The 22,718-nt window shown below is 56.8% G+C and carries 21 protein-coding genes and 2 tRNA genes; 9 read left to right on the top strand and 14 right to left on the bottom strand.

All coding sequences use genetic code 11. The annotated features are described in order from the left end of the window. Positions 1-2: 2 nt before the first annotated feature. Positions 3-1,439 carry an amino acid permease gene (locus tag JK176_RS09110; RefSeq protein WP_211587535.1) on the bottom strand — a complete coding sequence of 479 codons (1,437 nt, stop codon included), beginning with the start codon at positions 1,437-1,439 and terminating at the stop codon, positions 3-5. A 92-nt stretch (positions 1,440-1,531) separates the two neighbouring features. On the opposite strand from JK176_RS09110, the gene glyA reads away from it, so the two are divergent. Then, positions 1,532-2,836, top strand: coding sequence for a serine hydroxymethyltransferase (gene glyA, locus JK176_RS09105; RefSeq protein ID WP_194255868.1), 1,305 nt, complete (start codon positions 1,532-1,534; stop codon positions 2,834-2,836). Here glyA and JK176_RS09100 read toward each other — a convergent pair. Further along, positions 2,833-3,975, bottom strand: coding sequence for a succinylglutamate desuccinylase/aspartoacylase family protein (locus JK176_RS09100; protein ID WP_249194387.1), 1,143 nt, complete (start codon positions 3,973-3,975; stop codon positions 2,833-2,835). The genes glyA and JK176_RS09100 overlap by 4 nt on opposite strands. A 207-nt stretch (positions 3,976-4,182) precedes the next feature. On the opposite strand from JK176_RS09100, the gene JK176_RS09095 reads away from it, so the two are divergent. Then, entirely contained in the window at positions 4,183-5,376 is a 1,194-nt protein-coding gene (locus JK176_RS09095; protein WP_211587534.1) for a glycosyltransferase family 4 protein, read from the top strand. Beyond that, positions 5,373-6,461, top strand: coding sequence for a glycosyltransferase family 4 protein (locus JK176_RS09090; RefSeq protein WP_211587533.1), 1,089 nt, complete (start codon positions 5,373-5,375; stop codon positions 6,459-6,461). Before JK176_RS09095 ends, JK176_RS09090 begins: the two co-directional genes overlap by 4 nt. Here the strand turns inward: JK176_RS09090 and JK176_RS09085 are convergent. Further along, complete coding sequence (locus tag JK176_RS09085; protein ID WP_211566026.1) at positions 6,458-7,639, bottom strand: DEAD/DEAH box helicase; 1,182 nt, start codon at positions 7,637-7,639, stop codon at positions 6,458-6,460. The two genes, JK176_RS09090 and JK176_RS09085, sit on opposite strands and share 4 nt — an antisense overlap. 63 nt (positions 7,640-7,702) lie before the next feature. Between JK176_RS09085 and JK176_RS09080 the strand changes: the two genes are divergently transcribed. From JK176_RS09080 to JK176_RS09070, 3 genes are all read left to right on the top strand, one after another. After that, a complete protein-coding gene (locus JK176_RS09080; RefSeq protein ID WP_211587532.1) occupies positions 7,703-8,635 on the top strand; it encodes a mitochondrial fission ELM1 family protein in 933 nt (310 codons plus the stop codon). Between the two features lie 13 nt (positions 8,636-8,648). Then, complete coding sequence (locus tag JK176_RS09075) at positions 8,649-10,535, top strand: hypothetical protein (RefSeq protein WP_211587531.1); 1,887 nt, start codon at positions 8,649-8,651, stop codon at positions 10,533-10,535. 96 nt (positions 10,536-10,631) lie between these two features. Then, a tRNA-Val gene (locus JK176_RS09070) sits at positions 10,632-10,706 on the top strand. Positions 10,707-10,873: 167 nt separating this feature from the next. Here JK176_RS09070 and JK176_RS09065 read toward each other — a convergent pair. Next, the gene (locus JK176_RS09065) at positions 10,874-11,491 is read right to left on the bottom strand and encodes a LysE/ArgO family amino acid transporter (RefSeq protein ID WP_249194385.1); all 618 of its coding nucleotides are present in this window, start codon (positions 11,489-11,491) and stop codon (positions 10,874-10,876) included. A 73-nt stretch (positions 11,492-11,564) separates the two neighbouring features. On the opposite strand from JK176_RS09065, the gene JK176_RS09060 reads away from it, so the two are divergent. Then, positions 11,565-12,485, top strand: coding sequence for a LysR family transcriptional regulator ArgP (locus tag JK176_RS09060; RefSeq protein WP_211587530.1), 921 nt, complete (start codon positions 11,565-11,567; stop codon positions 12,483-12,485). Positions 12,486-12,580: 95 nt separating this feature from the next. Here JK176_RS09060 and JK176_RS09055 read toward each other — a convergent pair whose 3' ends face one another. Genes JK176_RS09055 through JK176_RS09045 form a run of 3 tightly spaced genes read right to left on the bottom strand, consistent with a single transcriptional unit; the run spans position 12,581 to position 15,126 of the window. Then, positions 12,581-13,159 (bottom strand): hypothetical protein, encoded by a 579-nt coding sequence (locus JK176_RS09055; RefSeq protein ID WP_249194384.1) that lies wholly within the window; start codon positions 13,157-13,159, stop codon positions 12,581-12,583. 20 nt (positions 13,160-13,179) lie between these two features. Further along, a complete protein-coding gene (locus JK176_RS09050; protein ID WP_211587529.1) occupies positions 13,180-14,928 on the bottom strand; it encodes a hypothetical protein in 1,749 nt (582 codons plus the stop codon). Between the two features lie 36 nt (positions 14,929-14,964). After that, positions 14,965-15,126 carry a hypothetical protein gene (locus JK176_RS09045; protein ID WP_194263279.1) on the bottom strand — a complete coding sequence of 54 codons (162 nt, stop codon included), beginning with the start codon at positions 15,124-15,126 and terminating at the stop codon, positions 14,965-14,967. 354 nt (positions 15,127-15,480) lie between these two features. Here JK176_RS09045 and JK176_RS09040 point away from each other — a divergent pair, with 354 nt between their 5' ends. Further along, positions 15,481-16,326: an SDR family NAD(P)-dependent oxidoreductase gene (locus JK176_RS09040; RefSeq protein WP_211587528.1), complete on the top strand. Its 846-nt coding sequence runs from the start codon at positions 15,481-15,483 to the stop codon at positions 16,324-16,326. A 159-nt stretch (positions 16,327-16,485) separates the two neighbouring features. Here the strand turns inward: JK176_RS09040 and JK176_RS09035 are convergent, their stop codons facing one another. From JK176_RS09035 to gatC, 6 genes are all read right to left on the bottom strand, one after another. Beyond that, a complete protein-coding gene (locus JK176_RS09035; RefSeq protein ID WP_211587527.1) occupies positions 16,486-16,722 on the bottom strand; it encodes a hypothetical protein in 237 nt (78 codons plus the stop codon). A 103-nt stretch (positions 16,723-16,825) separates the two neighbouring features. Further along, positions 16,826-17,431 carry a nucleoside 2-deoxyribosyltransferase gene (locus tag JK176_RS09030; protein ID WP_211587526.1) on the bottom strand — a complete coding sequence of 202 codons (606 nt, stop codon included), beginning with the start codon at positions 17,429-17,431 and terminating at the stop codon, positions 16,826-16,828. 97 nt (positions 17,432-17,528) lie between these two features. Further along, positions 17,529-17,620 (bottom strand) — tRNA-Ser (locus JK176_RS09025). A 90-nt stretch (positions 17,621-17,710) separates the two neighbouring features. Beyond that, on the bottom strand, positions 17,711-19,168 hold the full coding sequence (gene gatB / locus JK176_RS09020; RefSeq protein WP_211587525.1) for an Asp-tRNA(Asn)/Glu-tRNA(Gln) amidotransferase subunit GatB: 1,458 nt from the start codon (positions 19,166-19,168) through the stop codon (positions 17,711-17,713). Further along, positions 19,165-20,652 (bottom strand): Asp-tRNA(Asn)/Glu-tRNA(Gln) amidotransferase subunit GatA, encoded by a 1,488-nt coding sequence (gatA, locus tag JK176_RS09015; RefSeq protein ID WP_211587524.1) that lies wholly within the window; start codon positions 20,650-20,652, stop codon positions 19,165-19,167. The genes gatB and gatA overlap by 4 nt, the downstream gene beginning before the upstream one ends. Further along, positions 20,652-20,939, bottom strand: a complete 288-nt coding sequence (gene gatC / locus JK176_RS09010) for an Asp-tRNA(Asn)/Glu-tRNA(Gln) amidotransferase subunit GatC (RefSeq protein WP_194263284.1) — start codon at positions 20,937-20,939, stop codon at positions 20,652-20,654. The genes gatA and gatC overlap by 1 nt, the downstream gene beginning before the upstream one ends. A gap of 69 nt (positions 20,940-21,008) precedes the next feature. Between gatC and ruvX the strand changes: the two genes are divergently transcribed. Beyond that, complete coding sequence (gene ruvX / locus JK176_RS09005; protein ID WP_211587523.1) at positions 21,009-21,491, top strand: Holliday junction resolvase RuvX; 483 nt, start codon at positions 21,009-21,011, stop codon at positions 21,489-21,491. A gap of 351 nt (positions 21,492-21,842) precedes the next feature. Here the strand turns inward: ruvX and JK176_RS09000 are convergent, their stop codons facing one another. After that, complete coding sequence (locus JK176_RS09000) at positions 21,843-22,679, bottom strand: lytic transglycosylase domain-containing protein (protein ID WP_211587522.1); 837 nt, start codon at positions 22,677-22,679, stop codon at positions 21,843-21,845. Positions 22,680-22,718: the final 39 nt, after the last annotated feature.

Below are 22,718 nucleotides of genomic sequence, written 5' to 3'. Positions count from 1 at the left end.
CTTCAGTCCCTGCAAAGTCGACTGTTGCGGATGCCGTAAACGAAATAGATGACAAGCCCAATGATGAGCCAGACGATGAGCCGGATCCATGTCAGGCGATCAAGCGATACCATCACGGCCCCGCAAGACAGAACGCCGAGGACCGGAATGATGGCGCCACCCGGTACGCGGAACTGACGGGGCGCATCGGGCTGGGTCCGGCGCAGGACGGGAACGCTCGCGCAGACAATAATGAAGGCAAGAAGTGTTCCGATCGAGGTCATGTTCCCGAGCACGCCAATCGGCACGAGGGCTGCAAGAAGGCTCGTCAGAACTGCGAATAGAAGATGGGACGTCCAAGGCGTGCGGGTGCGAGCGTTCAGCCGTGCGAACAGCGGAGGAAGCAGCCCGTCATGGGACATGACAAGAAAGATCCGTGCCTGTCCCAGAAGCATTCCGAACAGAACCGAGACATAGCCCGACGTAATGCCAAGCTTCACAAGACTTGCGACCCAAGGGAGATGCGCGGTGTCGATGGCGGTCGCCACCGGGCTCGGGTCATTGGCCATGAGGCGATAATTGACCACCCCGGTCAGAACCAGCGAGAAAATGACATAAACCACGGAACAGACCAGCAGACTTCCGATAATCCCGATTGGGATGTTCCGTGCCGGGTTCCGGCTGTCCTGCGCGGCGGTCGAGACGATATCGAAGCCGAGATAGGCAAAGAAGGCCATCCCGGCCGCACGCATGACACCGGAGAACCCGAACGTGCCGAATGTGCCGGTATTTTCAGGGATCAACGGATGATAGTTCGCCATATGGACATGCGGCGCACAGACCACGATCACGATAGCGACGACCGCCAGCTTGATGACGACGACGGCCGTATTCACCTTCGCGGATTCGCTGACACCGCGCATCAGGAGCGCCGTCACGATCCACAGGGCGCAGGCTGCTGGCAGATTGAACCATGCGGTCGTGATGGTGCCGTCTGACAGCGTCACAGGCGTGAGTGGCGGAGCAAGAAGCCTCGGGTCGATGGAAAGCCCCCATCCGCCCAGAAGCGATGCCAGATAGCCGGACCAGCTTGAGGCAACGGTCGCGGCTCCCACCGTATATTCGAGCACGAGATCCCAGCCGATCATCCAAGCGATCAGCTCTCCCATTGAGGCATAGGCATAGGAATAGGCCGAACCGCCGGAGGGAATCATCCCGGCCAGTTCGCCATAACACAAACCTGCAAAACCACAGGCCACGGCTGCGATAACGAAAGACAGCGTCACGGCTGGACCGGCATTCTGGCCAGCGGCGACACCCGTAAGAGAGAAAAGACCAGCACCGATCGTCACGCCGATACCGAGGGCGACGAGCTGCCAGGGACCGAGAACACGCCTGAGGCCAGTCTGGCTGTCGGCTGCGGATGATACGGGTTTGGTCCGCCAGAGCGGAGTGGTCATGAAGGTTCCTCGTTTGTTAGGCGGATTGTTTTTGCCGAGGCAGGCAATCTGGGCTAGTCACATGCCGAACTCACCCTGGAGAATGGACCACGATGTCGGAACACGCCAGCCAGTCCACGCTGAATCGTTTCTTTCATGCCCCCCTCAAGGAGGTTGATGCCGAAGTTGCCACCATTCTGAACGAGGAGCTGACGCGCCAGCAGGACGGCATCGAGCTCATCGCTTCGGAGAACATGGCCTCTTTCGCCGTTATGGAAGCACAGGGTTCGGTGCTGACGAACAAGTATGCGGAAGGTCTTCCGGGCAAGCGCTATTACGGCGGCTGCGTGGATGTGGACCGTGTTGAGAACCTCGCCATCGAGCGTCTGAAGAAGATGTTCGGCGCGGAATTCGCAAACGTGCAGCCGCATTCGGGCGCCAATGCCAATCAGGCGGCGTTCATGGCGCTGGCCAAGCCGGGCGATACGATTCTCGGCCTGAGCCTTGCCGCTGGTGGACATCTGACGCATGGCGCGGCTCCGAACTATTCGGGCAAGTGGTTCAACTCCGTACAGTATGGTGTGCGCGCCGAAGATGGTCTGATCGATTACGACCAGATGGAAGCGCTGGCCCGCGAGCACAAACCGAAGATCATCGTCGCTGGCAGCTCCGCCTATCCGCGCGTCATTGATTTTGCCCGTTTCCGCAAGATTGCCGATGAAGTCGGGGCGTATCTGATGGTGGACATGGCGCATTTTGCCGGTCTGGTGGCGGCTGGTCTGTATCCGAACCCGGTTCCGGTTGCGGACATTACGACATCCACGACGCACAAGACGCTGCGTGGCCCGCGTGGCGGCATCATCCTGACGAACGACCCGGATCTGGCGAAGAAGGTGAACTCCGCCGTGTTCCCCGGTCTGCAGGGTGGTCCGCTCATGCATGTCATCGCGGGCAAAGCCGTTGCGTTCGGTGAAGCGCTTTCGGACGAGTTCAAGGACTATCAGAAGCGTGTTCTCGCCAATGCCCGCGCGCTGGCGGACGAGCTTCAGAACCGTGGCTTCGACATCGTCACAGGCGGCACGGACAGCCATCTGATCCTTGTGGATCTGCGTCCGAAGAAGGTGACGGGCAAGCTGGCCGAAGCCATTCTGGAACGTGCCGGCATTACGGCGAATAAGAACGCCATCCCGTTCGATCCGGAAAAGCCGTTTGTGACATCCGGCATCCGTCTGGGCAGCCCGGCGGCAACCGCGCGCGGTTTCGGAGAAGCCGAGTTCCGCGAAGTCGGCCGTATGATCGACGAAGTGCTGACAGCGGCTCTTGAGGAAGAAAATTCCGAAGCCGTCACGGCGCGCGTGCATGAAGAAGTGAAGGCCCTGTGCCGTCGCTTCCCGATCTATGACCGCGCTTCGGCCTAAGATCTGAACGGCGCTGCGGTCCGTCTGGCCAAGCGGACCGCGAGCTGTCCCCGACGGGGACGCAGATTGGGCATGATCAGCAGGCACTCGTCATAGGGTGTGTAAATCAGATCATGTCCGTCATGGGCGAGGGGCGTTCCCGCCTTGGGAATCGTGACTCCGCCCTCCCACGGCCTGACGAAACTGAAATCCGAATGCCGGGCAATGATGTTGTCGGTCACGACAGCCATTTCGGGCTCACAGGCTTCCTGCGTGGCATGTCCACGAAGATGGATGGCCTCGGCCTGTTCCAGAAGACGCTTGATGGCGCTTTCCATGACCGTGACAGTTCCAGGCTCCCAGTGAGACCCGGCTTCCAGAAGACAGCTTCGTCCGGTTCCACCCGGCGACATGAAATGCGCGTGTTCGATCAGGCGTGAACCACCCTGATGCCCCAGATCCGTCAGAACCGTCTGAGGCAGATTTCGACCTGCCGCCAGAGCGCAGGCCAATTCTGCCGAACGTTGGCGGGGAGAGGCGATGAACAGGGGCTCGGACGGCCAGAGCGTGGAATGCAGATCCAGCAACAGGTCCGCCCGGGCGATATAAGGCTGAAGCTGTCTGGCCCGTTCAAGCTCGCAGGAATGGTCGCGTCCATTCAGCCGTGTGCTGTGCCACAGACGGTTCAGATCTTCGTCGACATGGCGGGCCATGACGGGGTTGCTGATATCAAACCGGTCGAAGGCTGCCAGATTGGCCACAATGAAGGTCAGACGCCCCGATGTCAGGGACACGCCTCGTCGGCGAAAGTTCTCAAGCGCCCACCCCCCGGCATATTCGTTGCCATGGACCATGGCGGTGATAACGATTTCAGGGCCGGAGCGCCCCGAATCGAAGATCCATACGCCCGGTACGCCTGAAGGCGGCAGACACCACATTGCAAGATCGGGCGGAGGCAGACTCACCTTAAAGACGGGTGGGGGCTGTCCGAAACCGGGCAGCGTTTCCGACAGACGGGGCTGACGGATCCGCACGGGGTGATGCCGCTGTCCCGCCTTGCAACTCATGTCATTCCCATCCGTCGCAGACTGACGCGACAACGGGCACCCTCCGTCCGGTAGCCCGGCGAAGCCATACCTGCACCGCAGAGCGTAGGACATGGATCGGTCATGGATTGTAGTGTAAGCACGTTGGGCGCAGGTCGCCAGAGAGGGAACATCGCCTTTCTTTCCTTCCATAGCGGAAAGAAATCACATTTTTCCGAGGCCGGTCTGATAGTATCGTTTCCTGTTTTCCGCCCGGTTTTCCAGAGATTTTGGCTCCTTGCCCATGCTTGCGACCAAGGACAGACGCCCCATGAACGGACGATGAAACAGTCTCTCTCCATTTTTCACAAAGTATGGCAGCAGTTCCCTGCTGACGCCCGACGACGCTTTTTCGTTCGGGCCACCGCTCTGGCTGTGCCTCCGGTCAGACTGCGGAAACCTGTTGCGGCACACGGGATGATCGTTGCTGGCGAATTCAGCCGCAGTTCCGGGCTGGGCGAAGGCGCGCGGCTGATGGTCCGGGCGCTGCGGGAGATGGGGATTCCCTGCGCGACATGGGACATTGACCGTCGCGTCCTTGAAGGAGACAGGACGGGACCGGGAGCGCCGCTGGTCATGCATGTGAATGCTCCCATGCTGCCTTATGCCCAGTTCTTCATGCCCCGCGCACTGCGGACGGGACGCCGGGTTATCGGATACTGGGCGTGGGAACTCCCGGTCGTTCCGGACATATGGCGCATCGCCCGGCGGCATGTACATGAAATCTGGGCACCTTCGCGGTTTACGGCGGATGCCCTGCGCTCTCTTGGACGTCCGGTGCGGGTTGTGGAACATCCGGTTGGTCTTGCGGAGGAAAAATCTTCCGGACGGGATCGGGCGTCGTTCGGGTTACCAGAGAACTGCGTTATTGTTCTCGTTTCGTTCAGTCTGTCGTCCAGCATGGTCCGCAAAAGCCCGATCGAAACAATCCATGCCTTCAGGAAAGCCTTTGGGGACCGTACGGACCGGCTTCTGCTCCTGAAGATTGGTCATACCGCGCATTACCCCGAAGATCTGGCGACGATCCGGGCGGCCATCGGGGGAGCCCCCAATATCCGGATCGAAACCGGACAGCTTGATGGTGCCGACAGGCTCGCTTTGACAGAATGTGCGGATATCGTGCTGTCCCTGCATCGAAGCGAAGGCTTCGGACTTGTCGTGGCAGAAGCCATGGCGCTCGGGCGGTGCGTGATTGCAACGGACTGGTCCGCAACGACAGAGTTTATGGACGAAACCTGTGGCCTGCCGGTTGCCTATACGCTCGTTCCCGCCCGTGATCCTCGCGGGATCTGGGACATGCCCGATACGCAGTGGGCGCTGCCTGACATGGAGTCCGCCGTGCAGGCCCTTCGGACAGCGGCTGATGATCCGGATCTGCGAGCCCGTCTGGGCGCGCAGGCTAGACACAGAATTGCGACACGCCTGAATGGTGCGACATTGCGCGACGCGGCGCAGGCCGTTGGAGCGCGACCGTGAGCAGACGTTCTGAAGGCAGTCCGGCCAGACGCATTCTCGTCTGGCAGTGGGGACGGCGGGGCGCAGGGCCACGCATTGCGGTGGATCTGGCGGATGGCCTTAAAAGACTGCCAAAGACGGAGGTTTTGCTCTGCCTGTCAGAACGGGCGGAAATCCTGCGAAGCAAAAATGCCCCGGAATCCGTGCTCAAGGTCGCGACCTACAGCTCGCTGCGCGGATTGCTAAAACGACTTCTGACAGCGCCCTGGCTTCGCAGGCAGCTTGCACGAATCGTACGGGATTTCCGCCCGGATATCGCCATCTGTGCCATGCCGGGGCCACTGGACATGCTGATGACGCAGGTGCTCCACAAAGCAGGAGTCTGGACCGTCGTTATCGTGCATGATGCACAACCGCATCCGGGAGATGGATATCCGTTGCAGGCCCTGTTGCAGCGGCGCCTGATTCGGCACGCCGATCAGATTGTCACGTTCAGCCGTCATGTTGCCGACGGGCTGACGTCAGGGCCGCATGCCGTGTCGTGTCCCATAACTGCGCTTGCGCATCCACCCTTTATCGGCGGGACTGGCACTGTGCCATTTGCCCATGGAGGTGCGCCCCGCATTCTCATGTTCGGACGCCTTCTGCCTTACAAGGGGCTGGATCTTCTAGCGGAGGCTCTGCCCCACGTCTGTCATGCCTTTGAATGCCGAGTTGTCGGACATGGCCCGCAAAGCCCCGAACTCAACAGGCTTACGACGCTCGAAAATGTCCGTGTCGAGAACCGCTGGGTTGAGGAAGACGCTCTGCCCGCGCTTGTCGAATGGGCCGATATCGTGGTTCTGCCCTATCGTGAGGCGTCCCAGAGTGGCGTAGGAGCCATGGCGATTGCCAGCGGGCGCTATGTGGTCGCAACGCGTGTGGGTGGTCTGGCCGAGCAGTTTGCCGACGATCCGCAGGCTGTATTGTGCGATCCGGACCCCGCAGCGATTGCATGGGCGCTGGAGACAATCCTTGAAGCCCCTCCGCCCATACGACCCCGCGTTGATAATGCACAGGAATGGGAAAATCTGGCGAGGGACATTCTCGCCAACCGCAACGCTTAACGGTCCAGCGAGTCTTCCGTCGCGATCCGGACGCGGTAGCCGATATGTTTCTCGACATCGCGCAGAAAAGTCCGTTCATCAATATTGATCAGCGAAAACGCCACGCCTTTGCGTCCGGCACGGGCTGTCCGGCCGATACGATGGACATAAGCCTCCGGCGTTTCAGGCATATCCATGTTGATGACGAGATCCACGTCCGGGATATCGAGACCGCGCGAGGCGATGTCGGTCGTCACCAGAATGGGAACGCGCCCCTGACGGAACAGGTCAAGCGCCTTGTTGCGAGCACCCTGCGTGCGATCGCCATGCAGGGTCTCGATCCGCAAATTGTGTCGACGCAGGATTTTTGCGAGCGCGTCCACGGTGTTCTTCGTCCGCGCAAAGACGATGCTCCGGCCTTCGAAATGCTTCAGCAGACGAGCCACGGTTTCGGGCTTGTCGTCTTTTTCCACGAAGATCGCCCGCTGGCGGATATTTTTAGGCGTGAAAGACTCCGCCGCGATTTCCACACGAACAGGATCGCGCGTCACCCGCTTGGCCAGATCCATCACAGGCTCAGGCAATGTCGCCGAGCAGAAAACGGTCTGGGGAGGATGGTCCGGGAAATAGGGCGTGAGAGCCGTCATGCTCGCCGAAAAATCTTCATCCAGCAGGCGATCGGCTTCGTCCAGAACAAGATAGGTCAGATGTTCCAGAACAAGATCGGCCTGCATGACCAGATCCAGAAGACGCCCGTGCGTGGCCACGATGATATCCACACCATCGCTGACAGACTGGACCTGCTGCTCACGGGACGTTCCACCGCACACAACGCGCGTTTTCAGGGAAAGCCTGCGTCCGAGCTGACGGCATACGGCGGCGGTCTGGGCGGCGAGTTCGCGTGTCGGCTCAAGGATAAGCGCGCGAGGGCCGGGCGCCGGGCCCGCTTCTTCAAGCTTCTGGAGCATGGGCAGCACGAACGCCGCCGTCTTGCCACTGCCGGTCTGGGAGCCGACCAGAACGTCCTTGCCTTCAAGCAGAGGAGGAATGGCCTGCGCCTGGATCAGGCTCGGGCGTTTGTGTCCGGCCTGAGCGAGAGTTGCCAGCAGAGGCGCAATCAGCCCAAGCTCTTCAAATCCGGGAGCAGGAGCGGCTGGGGTTGCATTCGAGGAGGCAGGGGGCGTCTGGGACGTTGTCATATGCGCTTCTTGCCAAATTTCTCGCAGTTCGGGAAACACCTTCTTTTTTTGCGGAGTTCCGTCATGAAAGCCATCATCATCGCGGAGGACTTCGCCGGCATGCGCGCACAGGGTGCGGGACTGGCCGAAAAGGCAGGTCTGAAGTGGGATTTCCGACCAGTCCGCATCCAGCCGTTCTGGTCGCGCTTTCCTGCACGTTATTGGCCTTTTCCCTTAAAACGGGTCGATCCGATCAGGATTCCCGAAGACACACGTCTCATCATCTGCATCGGAGGAACCGGAGGCGTGGTCGGAAGGGCCGTGGCGCAACGCGAAGGGCTGCCCGTCGTGCAGATCCAGAACCCGCGCATGCCGGTCCGGAAGTTCGATCTGGTGATTGCCAACACTCATGATGTCATCACTGGACCGAACATCTTGATCTCGCGCAATGCGCTTCATCCCGTAACGCAGCAGAAGCTCGATCTGGCGCGTGCCCAGTGGGAAGAGCGGCTGAAACGGGATGACCGTCCGCTTCTGTCTGTTCTGATAGGGGGCGCCAACGGCCGTTTCACACTGGGTGTCGCCGAAGCGGAGCGGATAGCGGAAGGGATCATCGCTTTTACAATGCACAACACCATGCAGGCCGTCCTCACCCCGTCGCGCCGAACCGATCCGGCTGCCGTGGATATTTTTCGCAAACGGCTGGAGCCGCACGGCATCGCGGTTCTAACAGGAAGTGGCGAAGACAATCCCTATATGGGGATGCTGGCCTGTGCTGACGTCATTGCCGTGACGACCGATAGCGTTTCCATGATCTCCGAAGCCGTGGCGACATCAGCGCCCGTTCTGGTTTTTCCGTTGCCCGGGCGTTCAAAACGGATTTCACGCTTTGTCAAAACCCTCGAAGACGCCGGGCGTGTGAAAATGTTCGATCCCAAACAGACCCCGTGGGACGTGACCCCGCTTGACGATACCCCCCTCGTGGCGAGAGAAATGCGCCGACGTCTGAAGCTCTGAAAGGGCCCCCTGTATGCTCGATATCCGCACCTTTGGTCCGCAGGGTGGCAATATTCTGTATAAGGCACTGGCGCATCCGCTGGCCGCTGAAGCTCTCGTTCGCATGGAAGCCGAATTCTCGGGCCGGACACTGGCGGTCTACGACCCGGATGATGCCGCCCGTACACTGGCTGCTCTCTACCCGGGCCTGAAACCGGCGCATGTCTATGTTCATGACACCGAACAGGTCGGAAAGCCGGATGGTTTTGGCGGTACGCTGCGGGCACTGGTGGATCTTCCCGCGACGGAAGCGGATGTCATTCTCGCGCTGTCATTTGAAGATGCAAAAATGCGGACGCGCCTGAAGGGGCTTCTCAACGGACGTGAACTCCAGACCCTCGCACCCGCTCGCCTGCCAGATGATATGCTGGTCAAGGGGCGACCCTATCTGGACAAGCTGAACTTCGCGACCAATTTTGCCTTTTTCCGCGAAACAGAACGCTTTTCCTGCCGGATCGTGACGGCCAACTACTGGTCCAGCTACGCCGCCGAAAACCTGCGCTACTGGATGCGGCTTTATGACGAAACCGGCAAAATTCTGGCGCAATGGGAGCAGCCGGTGACGGAAGCCGGTGCGGGAATTACGGTCGATAGCGCCGCAGTACGGCGGCGGTTTGATCTGCCTGAGTTTACGGGACAGCTTTTCATTCACGTTCTCGGTGCACGCGGTCATGACGTCGTGAAATATGCGCTCGATAGCTGGGGCAAGAACGGCGATCCGAGCCTGTCCGTCACGCACGACGCCAATGCATGGCCTTCGGTGCGTTACGCAACCCTGCCGGCGCCGGAGCCTGACGAGACGCTGATCGTGTGGGTCCAGAACAGTCACGCGACGACAATCCCGGCTGGCGCGATTACCTTCAACCGTATGGGAGAAGACGCCCCACGCGCGCTCGATCGCTCCGTAAAGCCGTTTGAAACGGTCGCTGTAAATGTCGGCGCACTTTTTCCTGACCTGCACTGGCCCGCACAGCTTGAACTACGTTCCGGCCGACATCTGGTCCGTCCGCGCTATGAAATCACCCAACGTGGTCGAACCCGCATTGCGCATCTGAACGTGGAGCGGGACAACCTGCGCCCAGATCCCGCCATCCGTCAGTTCCCACCGTCGCTGGGCCGTGGCTTCCTGCTGCCGTTCCCGATCCTTGATCCAAAGCGCTTCGAGACTTTTCTTCAACCCAATCCCATGTCCGAAAGTCTGGAAACGCTACCTGTCAGATTGGATCTGTTTGATGAATCCGGCGAAAAAACCAGCTCGCATTTTCTGGGAAACCTTCCTCGCAATCATAACACGGCCGTTGCTCTGCACGACCTGACGGACCGGACCGGCCATGCGGATCTGGTCTATGATTTCCGTGATGGCGGCGAGGCGGATGGATGGCTGCACGCCATGATGCGATACCGCCACCGTGAGAGCGACCATGCCGCCGAAACCAGCTTCGGGGCCCATATCTTCAATACGCTCATGACATGGCGTTCGGAACCGCAATCCTATTCCGGCCCGCCGCCGGGACTGACAACACGGCTGTTCCTGAAACTGGGTCAGAAAACTACTCAGGACACATTCCGCAGCTTCTGTTGCCTGATCCATCCGGCTTCCGTTGAAGGAACTGACGCCTCCGAAACCGTCCTGCTGCTTCATGCAGCAAATGGTGCGCTGCTGGCCCAGACGACGATCAGGATCGCGCCCAATGGATCTTTTATGGTGCGACCACAGGAGTTGTTCGAAGCATCGCATCTCGATCAGGCAGGGGAGGGAGGCTACGTCCTCATCCGTGATCTGACATGCCGTCTCTTCGGCTATCACGGACTGGAAAACGGGGGCGGAGCTTTCTCCCTCGACCATATGTTCGGTTTCTGAGCGCCCGATAAGGGAAGCCGGAGCGGACAAACCGGCTTCCTGCGAAAAAGATCTTGTCAGAAAAACAACATCTTGTTAGAAGCCCGTCCAACGGATGGGCGCGTAGCTCAGCGGTAGAGCACTGCCTTCACACGGCAGGGGTCACAGGTTCAATCCCTGTCGCGCCCACCATCCGAAATTCCTGAAAATCCTATCTCATATATTGCGATATAAACTCAGGTTACGTTGGCAAGAAACAGTATAGCTTGTTCTGCATCCGTTCAGCAGATTTACTTTTCCCTGTTAAGTCGATTTCCAGCCTCATCATCCTGAAATATTCACTGTATTCGCAGACAATTTTAGAGATCTTGTACCAGCAAAAGGGTTGCGAGAAAAAGCACTACGCACCCAATAACAAGATCCAGAACCTTCCATGATTTCGGCGTAGCGAATATTGGCTGTAAAAAACGTGCACCATAGCCTAATGCACCAAACCATAGAAAACTGACAGATGCCGCCCCGGCTGCAAAAAAGGGCCTAAGGGGAAGTGGCTGCGCTGTCGACGCTGTGCCCATCAAGAGAACTGTATCGAGATAGACGTGCGGATTAAGCCAGGTAAACGCTGCGACTGAGGTCAATGCTTTCGACAAAGCAACAGAATCGCTTTGAGTGACTGTCATGCTCTCCGAGAGAGTAACCAGACGCAGCGTTCTTAGGCCATACCAGAACAGAAACCCAGCACCGGCGAGTGTAAATCCTTTCGCGATTTGTGGGAAAGTTTCCAGCAGAGCCCCCATTCCACTCACCCCCGCGATAATCAGGATAGCATCTGAAAAGCCGCAGAAAAGGACAATGGGACCGACATGCTCTTTCTTCAGACCCTGTCGAAGAACGAACAGATTCTGAGCGCCGATCGCGACAATCAGTGAGGCAGAAAGCGCAAAACCGGAAAAAAAGCTTGTAATGAAAGACATCATTCAGCCTCCTTACGGAGCGACTTCGAAAAAGGAAAACTTGTTTTTCTTATCCTGATGAAGCAATCCTTTATTGGTGTTGGATTATAATGCTCTTGCGGCCGTAAGCGCTGTCATCCGGGAAGGCTCCTTCGACAGTGCGGCCAGAAAATTAAACATTACGGCTTCTGCTGTTTCTCAGCGCGTCAGAGGATACGAAGACCGGCTGGGTGCTCTGCTGATTATTCGCGGCCAACCGTGCAGGCCGACAGAACTGGGCCAAGCCCTGGTGACACATCTCGACAGGGTTCATCTGCTCGAAGCGGAAATCCCTCATCTTTCCTTCGCGTCAGGGCCTTTGTCTCCACCTGAGGTTACTCTGAGAATCGCCGTAAATGCTGATAGTCTTGCAACGTGGTTTCCAGGTGCAATCTCGCGCTTTGCTATGAAAGAAGGAATTTGTTTGGACCTTCTTGTCGAGGATGAAACCTGTACAGCTGACCGCTTAAGATCAGGCGAGGTTATCGCTGCAATCACCGCCCAAACAGAGCCAGTCCCGGGATGCAGCTCCATCCAGCTCGGGGGCATGCAGTATGTTGCCTGCGCTACGCCTGATTTTGCAGCGCAATACTTCAGAACCGGAGGTACCGCAGCTGAGTTTCAGGAAGCACCGTGCATATGCTTTGACCGCGACGATGGTCTGGAGGCGCGATGGTTGCATGCTCTGCACAAGACAGATCTACCGCGGCGGATACATTACGTCCCCTCTACGCACGGTTTTCTGGATTTTACACTCAATAGTTTTGGATGGGGGTTACAGCCGCACGCCTTGGTGGACAGGTATCTATCTCAGGGAAATCTGATTGAAATCGTTCCTGGCCACCGTCTTACCGTAGATCTCCACTGGGTCATACCGAGATTCAAGAATAAACTGTTGAACGATCTTACTCTTCACTTGAAAAATGAATGCGACCTATATTCTTTTTTAGATCAAAACACGAACAGACCTGAAATATAATTTTTTAAAAATAATATGTTTACATAAGAACACTTACCTTGATAGTTCATCCTTCTGATCTTCAAGATTAAGGATGAACTGAAAGATCCCGGGAATTACTTGCCGCGAACACCAACAAATGGATGATCTGATCCGGGCGGGCAGGGGGAACCATATCCACCGATCAACAGCTGGACATGCGCAGCCAACGCGGATCGATCTGCTTCGATCCGCGTTGCGGCTTCAACACGGACCGCATCGTTTTGCCCAAGAAGGGCTCCGACATATCCGACCTCACGTCCAGCCTCGGCATCAGGCAGCGCCGACAGAGGCACGAACTGGACCGGAAGACTTAGAGTTTGGCCCTTCGTTCGGCTGGCATCGGCCTGCAAACCAAAAACAGGGGTAAAGCCTGAAGTCGAGACGGAGAACGACCCCGACTGACTAAACGTGCCGGACAGATCCATCGTCACCGGCCCGGCAATCATGGCCACGACCGGATCGGACGTGTTCTGCGCGCACTGAAGCGCCCGGACGTTGGCGTCGAACCGGGCGGCCTGATCGGCCGTCCAATGCTGCACACCCGACACACTGACCACACCGGCTTTCGTCAGATCCGCCTGCACCCCGGCAATGGCCTGACTGATTGTGACGGGCGCGACGGACCCGGCAGAACAGCCAGAAAAAGCAAGCATTCCACAGAGCGCCAGCCTCCTCATACCAGCGCCTCTCCACCCAGACCTGTCCACGCCTTCGTATTCGGGTTCCACATCGCCATGACACCCTGAGCGCCAGAGCCGATGGCTTTGTCCGTCACGACAGCACGCTGCCACGCAACAGGGGATGTCGGCAGTGTGGCGAAGGTGTAGGCGTTATAAGCCAGAACAAGAGGTTCTACTGCCAGAGTGGCCTGGTTCGTGGCGCGGGTAATGGATACAGCGGGCGTGGCCAGATAAGCAGAACTGTCGGAAGATGCGGCTGTAATATTGAAGGTAGCAGCACCATTTTGCGTAGATGGGCACGATATCTTCCAATAAACGCCTTCCCAATCCTTTTCGATCCACGCAATACCGCTCTCGCCCCAAGTGCCATCTATACCAAACCATGGCGACGCAAGCGCCGTGTTTCCACTGGAATTATGCGTAAATAGATATCCTTGATAGCCGTCCTTGTCCTGTAACGTCAGGCAGGGCGGGTTATTGTCTTTTGATACTATTGTAAATCTATTGTAGTTGTTATTGGAGTTAAATCCAACATTAATACTGTGGTTATTCCCGATATCCCACATTGAAAACAAAGAACCGTCCGAGCCTGCATCGGAGGGATGCGTTAAAGCCGGAATATTTGAAATCGATGCCATTTGTAACGGCAGATAATTCGCGCCGTTCGCCGCAGTGTATCCTAAGGCGGTATTAATCGCCGCCGCTGTCAGATCCGTCGTACTTCCGCCTGAACCCGGCGCACCTGCCGGTGCTTGAAAAGAAACTGCTGGAGCGGTTGCACCATTGCTCATTGTCGCTGTGAGCGTAACCGTGGATGCCTGACCCGCTACGACCGTCCCCTGACTTACGGCGACGGACGCTATTCCTATGCCGGACGCGCCGACAGGACCAGCCGCACCTGTTGCGCCCGTATCGCCTTTCGGTCCAGCTGCACCTGTAGCACCTGTAGCACCTGTAGCACCTGTAGCACCGGCTGGAGCCACGAATATTGTCGGTGCCGTCGTCGTGCCATCAGTGAGAGTAGCCGTCAGCGTTACGGTCGAAGGCTGGCCGGTTGTGACAGGGTCCTGAGTCACATCAATCGATTTGACACCGACACTCTGCACACCGCCCGAGGAGAGCGATGCAACCCATTGATCGATGGTCTGGGCTTTGCCGCCTGACGTGACATTCAGTCCGGAACCATCACCGGCATACGTCCCGGCCGTCACGCTCTTGAAAGATGGCGTGCCAACCGGGGCGGCATCCTCGGTCGCCATGACGACCTGACCGTTCGACGAATAACCCGAAGGCAGCGCCTCCACGCCCGCGATCAGCACGTTGCCGTTCGTCAGGGTGTCGGCAGGGAAATCCGATGGTGGGGCGGTCGCAGCGGTAAGGTCCGTGATCTGCAAGACGGCCATTACGGAATAGACCCGGCCCTGCTGCGTCGTAATCTCGAAGAGGATTTTCTGCGTCGTGTCCGGCTGGCCGCTCGCGAGAAATGCCACCACCATCGTCCCGGCGACGGCACTCCACATGACCGTAAGAGCATAATCTCCACTTGCCGTAATAACCTTGGCCGATCTGATGGCGACAAGCGTATCACCTGTCCCGGCCAGAAGCGCCGAGAAATCCAGCGAATAATCCAGACAGTCAGCAGACGACTTCGGACAAAAAGTGACTTGAGAGACGACTCCGTTGCATCCCTGCAAAGTAATCGTCCGCAGCGGAGATGGGGTAAGATTATGAATTGTGGTCATGCAGTCCTCATGTCGTTCAGAAACACGTCGAAATTTTCAGCGTTCCGGCGTCCTACCCGGAAGACCCAGCCAGCTCTGCTGCCGCGGCAGACCATAGGCTTCATCGCCCCTCAACTGATCTGTGGTCGGAGTTTGCATTCCACCGAAACGGCCGACAGACGCATGGGCGGCACCGAATACGAAGAAGCGGTTGCGCATGTATCTCCAGACATAAAAAAACCGCCCAAAAGGCGGTTAGGAGAGTTAGGTTGATGGGGCAGCACGGAAAGCATCTTCATAGAGAAGCAAAGTCGCGCGCACCGAGGAAAATCATGTGTCAATCCGACACTTTGCGCAAACTGCCTGTCTTATTAGAATAAGCGGTTGAACCGTTATCATTGGCTATAGCCACGCAATTCCCCCCTATAACGCACAACATTCCTTCTCCTGCCTTCATATGTAAGAAAACCATAGGATGCATGCGGCTATCGCGTTATGAAGATTTAACAGTTTTTCCAGAAAGCCGATCATGAACGCCCTGACACCCTCAATTCCGACTGGTTCATACAATACATGAAGCTTTTTTCCTTCAAAAAGGGAGTGTCAGTACCATCTTGCGCCGTCATGACGGGTGGAACAGGCGGAATTGGATGTGAAATTGCAGGGCTTCTTCTGGAAAAAGGATGGGATGTTCTTCTACTGACGCGCCAACCACGCAAAGCTGAAGAACAGATTTCCAGCAGAAACGGTCGGTTTGAGGCTGTCTATTGTGACCTTACCAAACCTGAAGATCTGGAAGCCATCAGTGCCGCCATTCTGGAAAGAAAAAAAAGTATCGGACTATTGATTCATTGCGCTGGAAAAATACAGCCCGAGTTGACCAAAGATCTCACTCGGCACAGCCTTGAAGAACAGATGGCGATCAATCTGACATCACCAATACTCATGACCAGTCAGTTGCTGCCAAACCTGTCCCCGGCTTCACATATCGTCTTCGTCAATTCCATTGCTGGCGTCATGCCCCTTCAGGGAAGTGCCGTGTATAGCGCAACAAAGTTCGGCCTCAGGGGTTTTGCACGGTCATTGGCGCTGGAGTTCAAATCCGGAACAATCCGAGTTTCGTCTATCTTTCTTGGCGCCGTCGACACTCCAATGCTTGAACAGGAAACACGGGATGGTGGATCCGTACTCAACTTTGTCAACAAGCCTCTTCCGGCGCGGCATGTGGCCAGCCTGATCATCCGGACCAGTGAAGGAAGGGGACGTGAAATCTTTCTACCTACGCTGGACGGGATTTTCGCTCATGCATGCCTGATCATGCCTTGGCTCCTACGAATGACCACCCCGATCCTAGAAAAAATCGGCCATATTGGACTGCGCCGCTTTCAAAAAAACAAACAATATTCCCATAAAATCTAGAAATTATTTCTGAATTCCCGATATTGTTTTGTATAAAATTTTTTATTCAAGGAATAAAATATTGAACCAAAGAGACATTATTCAGCCAAAATATTATCCATAGGGAGCTTTAACGATTTATTGACGAAAAATCCGAAGGGATATACGCTCCTTGTCATCTTACACTTTCGGAAGGCTGTAACGTGCCACGTGTAACGTTGACTGATTTTCTGCAATTGACTCAATGGTCGAATGACCAGCTTGCGCACCGGATTGGCCGTACAACAGATGATATTCTGCGATGGTCTCATCATGACGCTGAATTGCCGAAGCCGCTTCAGCAATGGATAACGCGCGTCGTAACAGCCTTCCAAACAGAACCTCCGCCGCGCGGATATGCCATGGAGCGTTCTGCAAGCTGCTCCTTCAATGATGATGCATCAATGACTGTCGTATGTAGCGTCTGCAGTCTAGCTCCCCGCTGTAGACAGGGGGTCTACGCCAAAAACTGAAGCTGAGTTTATATTTCTGCGTAAAGCCGTTTCGAAAGACACGCGGCAGCCTGCCGAAACGCTTTAAAAAAATCGCTATCAATGGCGACGCTGCCGCCCGCCATCTCAATAAAACCCTCGACCATTCCATTCTGAAGCAGCCCTTCAGAATGGACCAGCATGCCATCGGGATCTTCCATACACCCTGAGGAGGGGGCATCACTCTCAGGCCTAGCGGAAAGGCTCTCATTCCACACATCCCGCCAGTAAGTCTCGACCTTCTCGGAATAGAGGCGTCCGTCTACGGTATAAGCCTCCATCGGCTTTCCAAGACCCAGCATGTAACCGATTTCAACCGCCGTTCCTGGGTCCATCTCCGGAGAACGACGGAACGGATCAATACAGAACAAACCTGCGGCACAACGGTCCATCAGATCACGGTCCGCGCGGACAAAGGCAAGAATAGTCTCCCGCCCCGGAGGCAGCAGACGTGCTTCGGCCTGCCCATCAAAAGGTGCAACACCCTCAAGACCATATTCTGCGCAGATCGATTTCAAACGCGCAAACAAATCAAGAGCCTGCGGCCTGAACACCAGATCACCGGCCAGATAGACTGGAATAGAATTCTCTGACATAGGCCACAGCCTCTACAGATTTCCGAAACGGAAATAAAGTCCCGCAGGATACACCCTTGGGCAACAAATATTCGGGCCATTATGTCTTGAAAAATACTGGCGGAGGGGATGGGATTCGAACCCACGATACGACTTACATCGTATAACGGATTAGCAATCCGCCGCCTTCAGCCTCTCGGCCACCCCTCCGCACTTTACACGGTTTGCACTGCGTAAGCAGGAGTGTTCTTAGGGGGTAACCGCGTCGTGGTCAAACCCCCTAAGAACATTTTTTTCGCCTTACTCTGAAAGAAGTTTCTTGAGGGTTTCATTAACGAGGGCAGGGTTACCCTTACCCTTCATGGCCTTCATCGTCTGACCGACAAAAAAGCCGAAAAGCTTGTCCTTACCGCTTTTATATTCTTCGACTTTATCGGTGTTCGCCGTAAGAATATCGCGAATGGCGCTTTCAATGGCCCCTGTGTCCGTAACCTGACGGAGACCCTTACGCTCAACGATGGCAGAGGCAGAATCGCCCGTCTCGACCATGTCTTCCAAGACTTCCTTAGCGATCTTGCCATTGATCGTAGAGTTGGAAATCAGGCCCAGAAGCTCTCGCAGACCTTCCGCACTCACCGGGCTGTCTTCAATGGAACGGCCAGTGCGGTTCAGCGCTGCGAAAAAATCACCCAGCATCCAGTTTGCCGCCAGACGGGCATCGGCGCCACGCGCCACGGTTTCGTAGAAATCCGCAGTCGCCTGTTCAACACACAGAACGGAAGACTCATAGCGGCTGACACCGTATTCCGCTTCCAGACGAGCGCGCTTGGCTTCAGGCAACTCAGGCAGGGCCGCCTTGAGTTCGTCAACCCACGACTGTTCGATGACCAACGGCAGAAGGTCAGGGTCAGGGAAGTAGCGATAATCGTGCGCATCTTCCTTGCTGCGCAAAGAGCGCGTTTCGCTTCTGACGTGATCGAACAGGCGTGTCTCCTGATCGACGGTGCCCCCAGCTTCCCAGACTTCAATCTGCCGCTGTGCCTCGACTTCGATGGCCATCATGACAAAGCGGATCGAGTTGACGTTCTTGATCTCACAACGCGTGCGATATTCCGTCTCGTCCGGCTTGCGAACTGACACGTTCACATCGGCACGCATGGACCCTTCTTCCATGTTCCCGTCGCAGGTGCCGATATAGCGCAGGATCTGACGCAGCTTGCGCAGATAGGCGCCAGCTTCTTCAGGCGAACGGATATCCGGCTCACTGACGATTTCCATCAGCGCCACCCCGGCACGATTCAGGTCGATGAAAGAGCGCGTCGGGTCCTGATCATGGATTGACTTGCCAGCGTCCTGCTCCAGATGCAGACGCGTCACACCGATTTCGCGCGTGCTGCCATCAGCTAGGTCGACGAGAACCTTGCCTTTGCCGATGATCGGATGGGCAAACTGGCTAATCTGGTAACCGGTGGGCAGATCCGCATAGAAGTAGTTCTTGCGGTCGAAGCGGCTGAACAGATTGATCTCGGCTTCAAGCCCCAGACCTGTACGAACGGCCTGCGCAACGCATTCCTGATTCAGAACCGGAAGCATGCCTGGAAAACCGGCATCGACGAGGCTGACATGCGTGTTCGGTTCGCCGCCATATTCCGCCGAAGCGCCGGAAAAGAGCTTGGCTTCGCTAACGACCTGAGCATGAACCTCAAGACCGACAACAATTTCCCATTCACCGGTGCTGCCGGTAATACGATAGCTCATGCCGACACTCCTGCATGAAGGGTGGGTCTGTGATGGAACGCCGCCGCCTGCTCAATGGCATGACCGGCAGCAATCAGCGTCTCTTCATCGAAGAACTTACCGATAAGCTGCAACCCAAGCGGCACACCGCGCGCATCCAGACCAGCCGGAACGGACAGGGCAGGGACGCCCGCCATGCTCGCCGGAACCGTAAAGACGTCATTCAGATACATCTGCACCGGATCGGTCGGCTTTTCGTCCTGCGCGAAAGCACCCGATGGTGCGGTCGGCGTCAGAAGAACGTCGACATTCTCGAAAGCTTTCAGGAAGTCCTGCTGAATCAGCGTCCGGACCTTCTGCGCGCGGAGGTAATAGGCATCGTAATAGCCCGAAGACAGCACATGCGTACCGATCAGGATACGACGCTTGACCTCTTCACCAAAACCAGCAGCACGGCTGGCTTCATAAAGACCATCCAGCGAAGGCGCACTCACACGCTCGCCAAAACGGACACCATCGTAGCGCGCAAGATTCGAAGACGCTTCGGCAAGAGCCGCGATGTAATAGGTGGGAAGGCCGTATTTCGTGTGAGGCAGGGAAACCTCAACAATTTCCGCACCGGCATCCCGTAGCCAGGTCATGCCCTGCTGCCACAGTGCTTCGATTTCCGCGGGCATGCCGTACACATGATATTCCTTGGGAATACCAACACGCAGTCCTTTAACGCCACGCTTCAGAGCAGCTTCGTAGTTCGGAACGGGCGTATCAACACTCGTGGAATCCCGCGGATCGAAACCAGCCATCGATTCGAGCAGAATGGCGCAATCCTGAAGATTACGGGCCATTGGGCCAGCCTGATCGAGCGAGCTCGCAAAAGCGATCGTCCCGAAACGCGAGCAGCGCCCATAGGTCGGCTTGATCCCTGCAATGCCCGTAAAGGCAGCCGGCTGACGGATGGAACCACCCGTATCCGTGCCCGTCGCACCGAGCACGAGCCCGGCCGCAACTGCTGCGGCTGATCCACCGGAAGACCCACCCGGAACCAGCTTGGCGTCAGAATCCTTACGCTTCCATGGATTTTCGACTGGCCCGAACGCGGAGGTCAGATTGGCCGAACCCATGGCAAATTCATCAAGATTCAGCTTGCCCAGAAAAACTGCGCCATCTTTGAGCAGATTGGCTGTAACCGTGCTTTCATAAGGCGGTACGAAATTGCCAAGGATCTTGCTGGCGGCCGTAGTGCGAACGCCATTCGTGCAGAACAGGTCCTTGATGCCCAGCGGAATACCGCAAAGGCTCCCGCCTTCGCCCTTGGCCAGAGCCGCGTCCGCAGCCTTGGCGCCTTCGCGGGCCTGATCAGGCGTGCGGGTGATGAAGCTGTTGAGCTGACCGTCCAGACGCTCGATCGCGTCAATATGAGCGTTCGTCAGTTCGACCGCAGAGATCTTGCGTGCCTTGAGCGCGTCCCGGGCCGAAGCCAGCGTGAAATCGTGAATGCCGGACATTATTCAACCACCTTCGGTACCGTGAAGAACGGACCTTCCCGTTCGGGGGCATTGGCCAGAACCTTGTCACGGCAATCGCCATCCGTGACCCGATCTTCCCGCAGACGGGGCTTTGCCAGACCCGTACCAATCATGGGATCAACGCCCGTGACATCCACTTCCTTGAGCTGTTCCACCCAGTCGATGATGGAGCCCATATCCTGTCCGAGAGTTTCAACCTCTCCGGGCTGGAGACCGATCCTCGCCAGTCTGGCGATGCGCGTAACCGTTTTCGCGTCGAGCGACATGAATATTCCTGAGCAAGAGGAAATTTTATGGTGGCTTTTCAGCCTTCGAGAGGATCATAACGCCGTGCTATGCCCCTGTTCAATCCACATGATCTCCGTAATCTCGTTCAATCCGGTCAGCGCATCCTCGGGCTGGACCCCGGATCGAAGACCATCGGCGTCGCGCTGACGGATGTTTCTCTCATGCTGGCCTCCCCATTGCTCGGCCTCAAGCGCAGAAAACTAGGAGAAAACGCTCAGGAACTTGCCAAGATCGTCCACACGCAGGACGTCGGTGCCCTTGTTGTCGGACTGCCGCTTTCACTGGATGGATCTTTTGGCCCTGCAGCCCGTGCGGCCTCCGACTGGACGCAGGCTTTGTCCGAACGTCTCGGGATTCCCGCAGGACTATGGGACGAACGACTGTCTTCCAGTGCCGTCAACCGTTTCCTGATTCAGGATGCCGACATGACACGAGGGCGCCGCGCCGAAGTCGTCGACAAGATGGCCGCCGCTTATATGCTTCAGGGGTGGCTTGATGCCTCACGCCCTGAAGCCCCGGAGTTTTTCTAATCAGATCGTCCTGCTCTCCGCCAACACGGAGCGCCATGATGTATTGGCCAGAACACGGAACCACATCCGGGCCGTAAGTGCGCCGATGAACAGGCAAAACAGGAACTTCATGATTTCTCTCCACTCATGAAGCTCTAAAACGAACTAAATTGGTCCGGGTTCTCTAACGAAGCGTTTCAAAGTGTTAAGGTGCGCTGAAAAATGATGTTTCGCACATCGATCTTGATAATTCTTCTGGGACTATCAGCCTGCGCTCATACGTCTGATGACGGCAGTGCCTCAATCACCCGACATCACTCATCCCGTCATGGAGCATATGCAGGAGCGGGGGGTGGCTGGTCCGGGTTCTGATCAGTGCTGACGCCACGCAAGCCGGACCGGCATGGCACGATAGGATGCAAGATCCCGTCCGCCATGCACAGGCAGAGCGCTCCCGGCCTGACCGACGGCGTGATGGATAATCCGGGGCGGTGGCGCGTAAGACACCATATGAACAGACGGCATGGCTTCCATGCGCGGCGTCGGACGTTCGGAAAATCCGGATTGTCGGTTCAGCGCAAAATAGGGCGCAGGTCGGGCGGCAGGAAGCATGGCCTGAAGACCTGATGCTGTCATGACAACCTGCGGCAGAAAATCAGGCGGCCTGTAGCTGTCAGGTTGTCCGTTCCAGATAGCCAGCACATGCCGGGCATAGTCCGCACCGAGGGCCGGGGTGAGGGAGTGGTAGGCTGCCGTCGCCGCGGGCCAGCCCTGAAGTTGGTTATGCAGTCCAGACAGGAAACGGGCACCGTAGCGGGCATTGCTGAACGGATCAAAAGCATCTTCAAGCGAAAAAAAAGCATCCGGATGATGATGCAGGTTGATCTGCATACAGCCTACATCAATCGAAACGATGCCGTGCGCCTGAAAGTCCCGCACCGCCGCAATGGCTTCGTCCTTGCTCTCGTAGAAATACCCTTTTCCAGCCGCATTGACGGTCCAAGGCCAGGCGACGGTCGCCGAACCATTCGGGTCCCGCCGCCCGCTCTCCACACGGCTGATGGCGTCTAAAAGACGAGGCGGTATTCCTGCCTGCTGTTCGGCAGCTTGCACCGCCGTTTTACAGACAGATGAGACATCAAAAGCCTTCGCAACCGGCACACCGGAGAGCGTCATGGCAGCAGCAAGACAACGAACTTTCCCGATCATTTTTCTATCTATGATCGGGAAAGGTAAAAAAACGGTTAT

The organism is Gluconobacter sp. Dm-73 (genome assembly GCF_018256215.1).
GTDB lineage: Bacteria > Pseudomonadota > Alphaproteobacteria > Acetobacterales > Acetobacteraceae > Gluconobacter > Gluconobacter cadivus.
The sequence above is the reverse complement of the archived record's forward strand: the minus strand, read 5'-3'. Positions and strand labels throughout refer to the sequence as shown.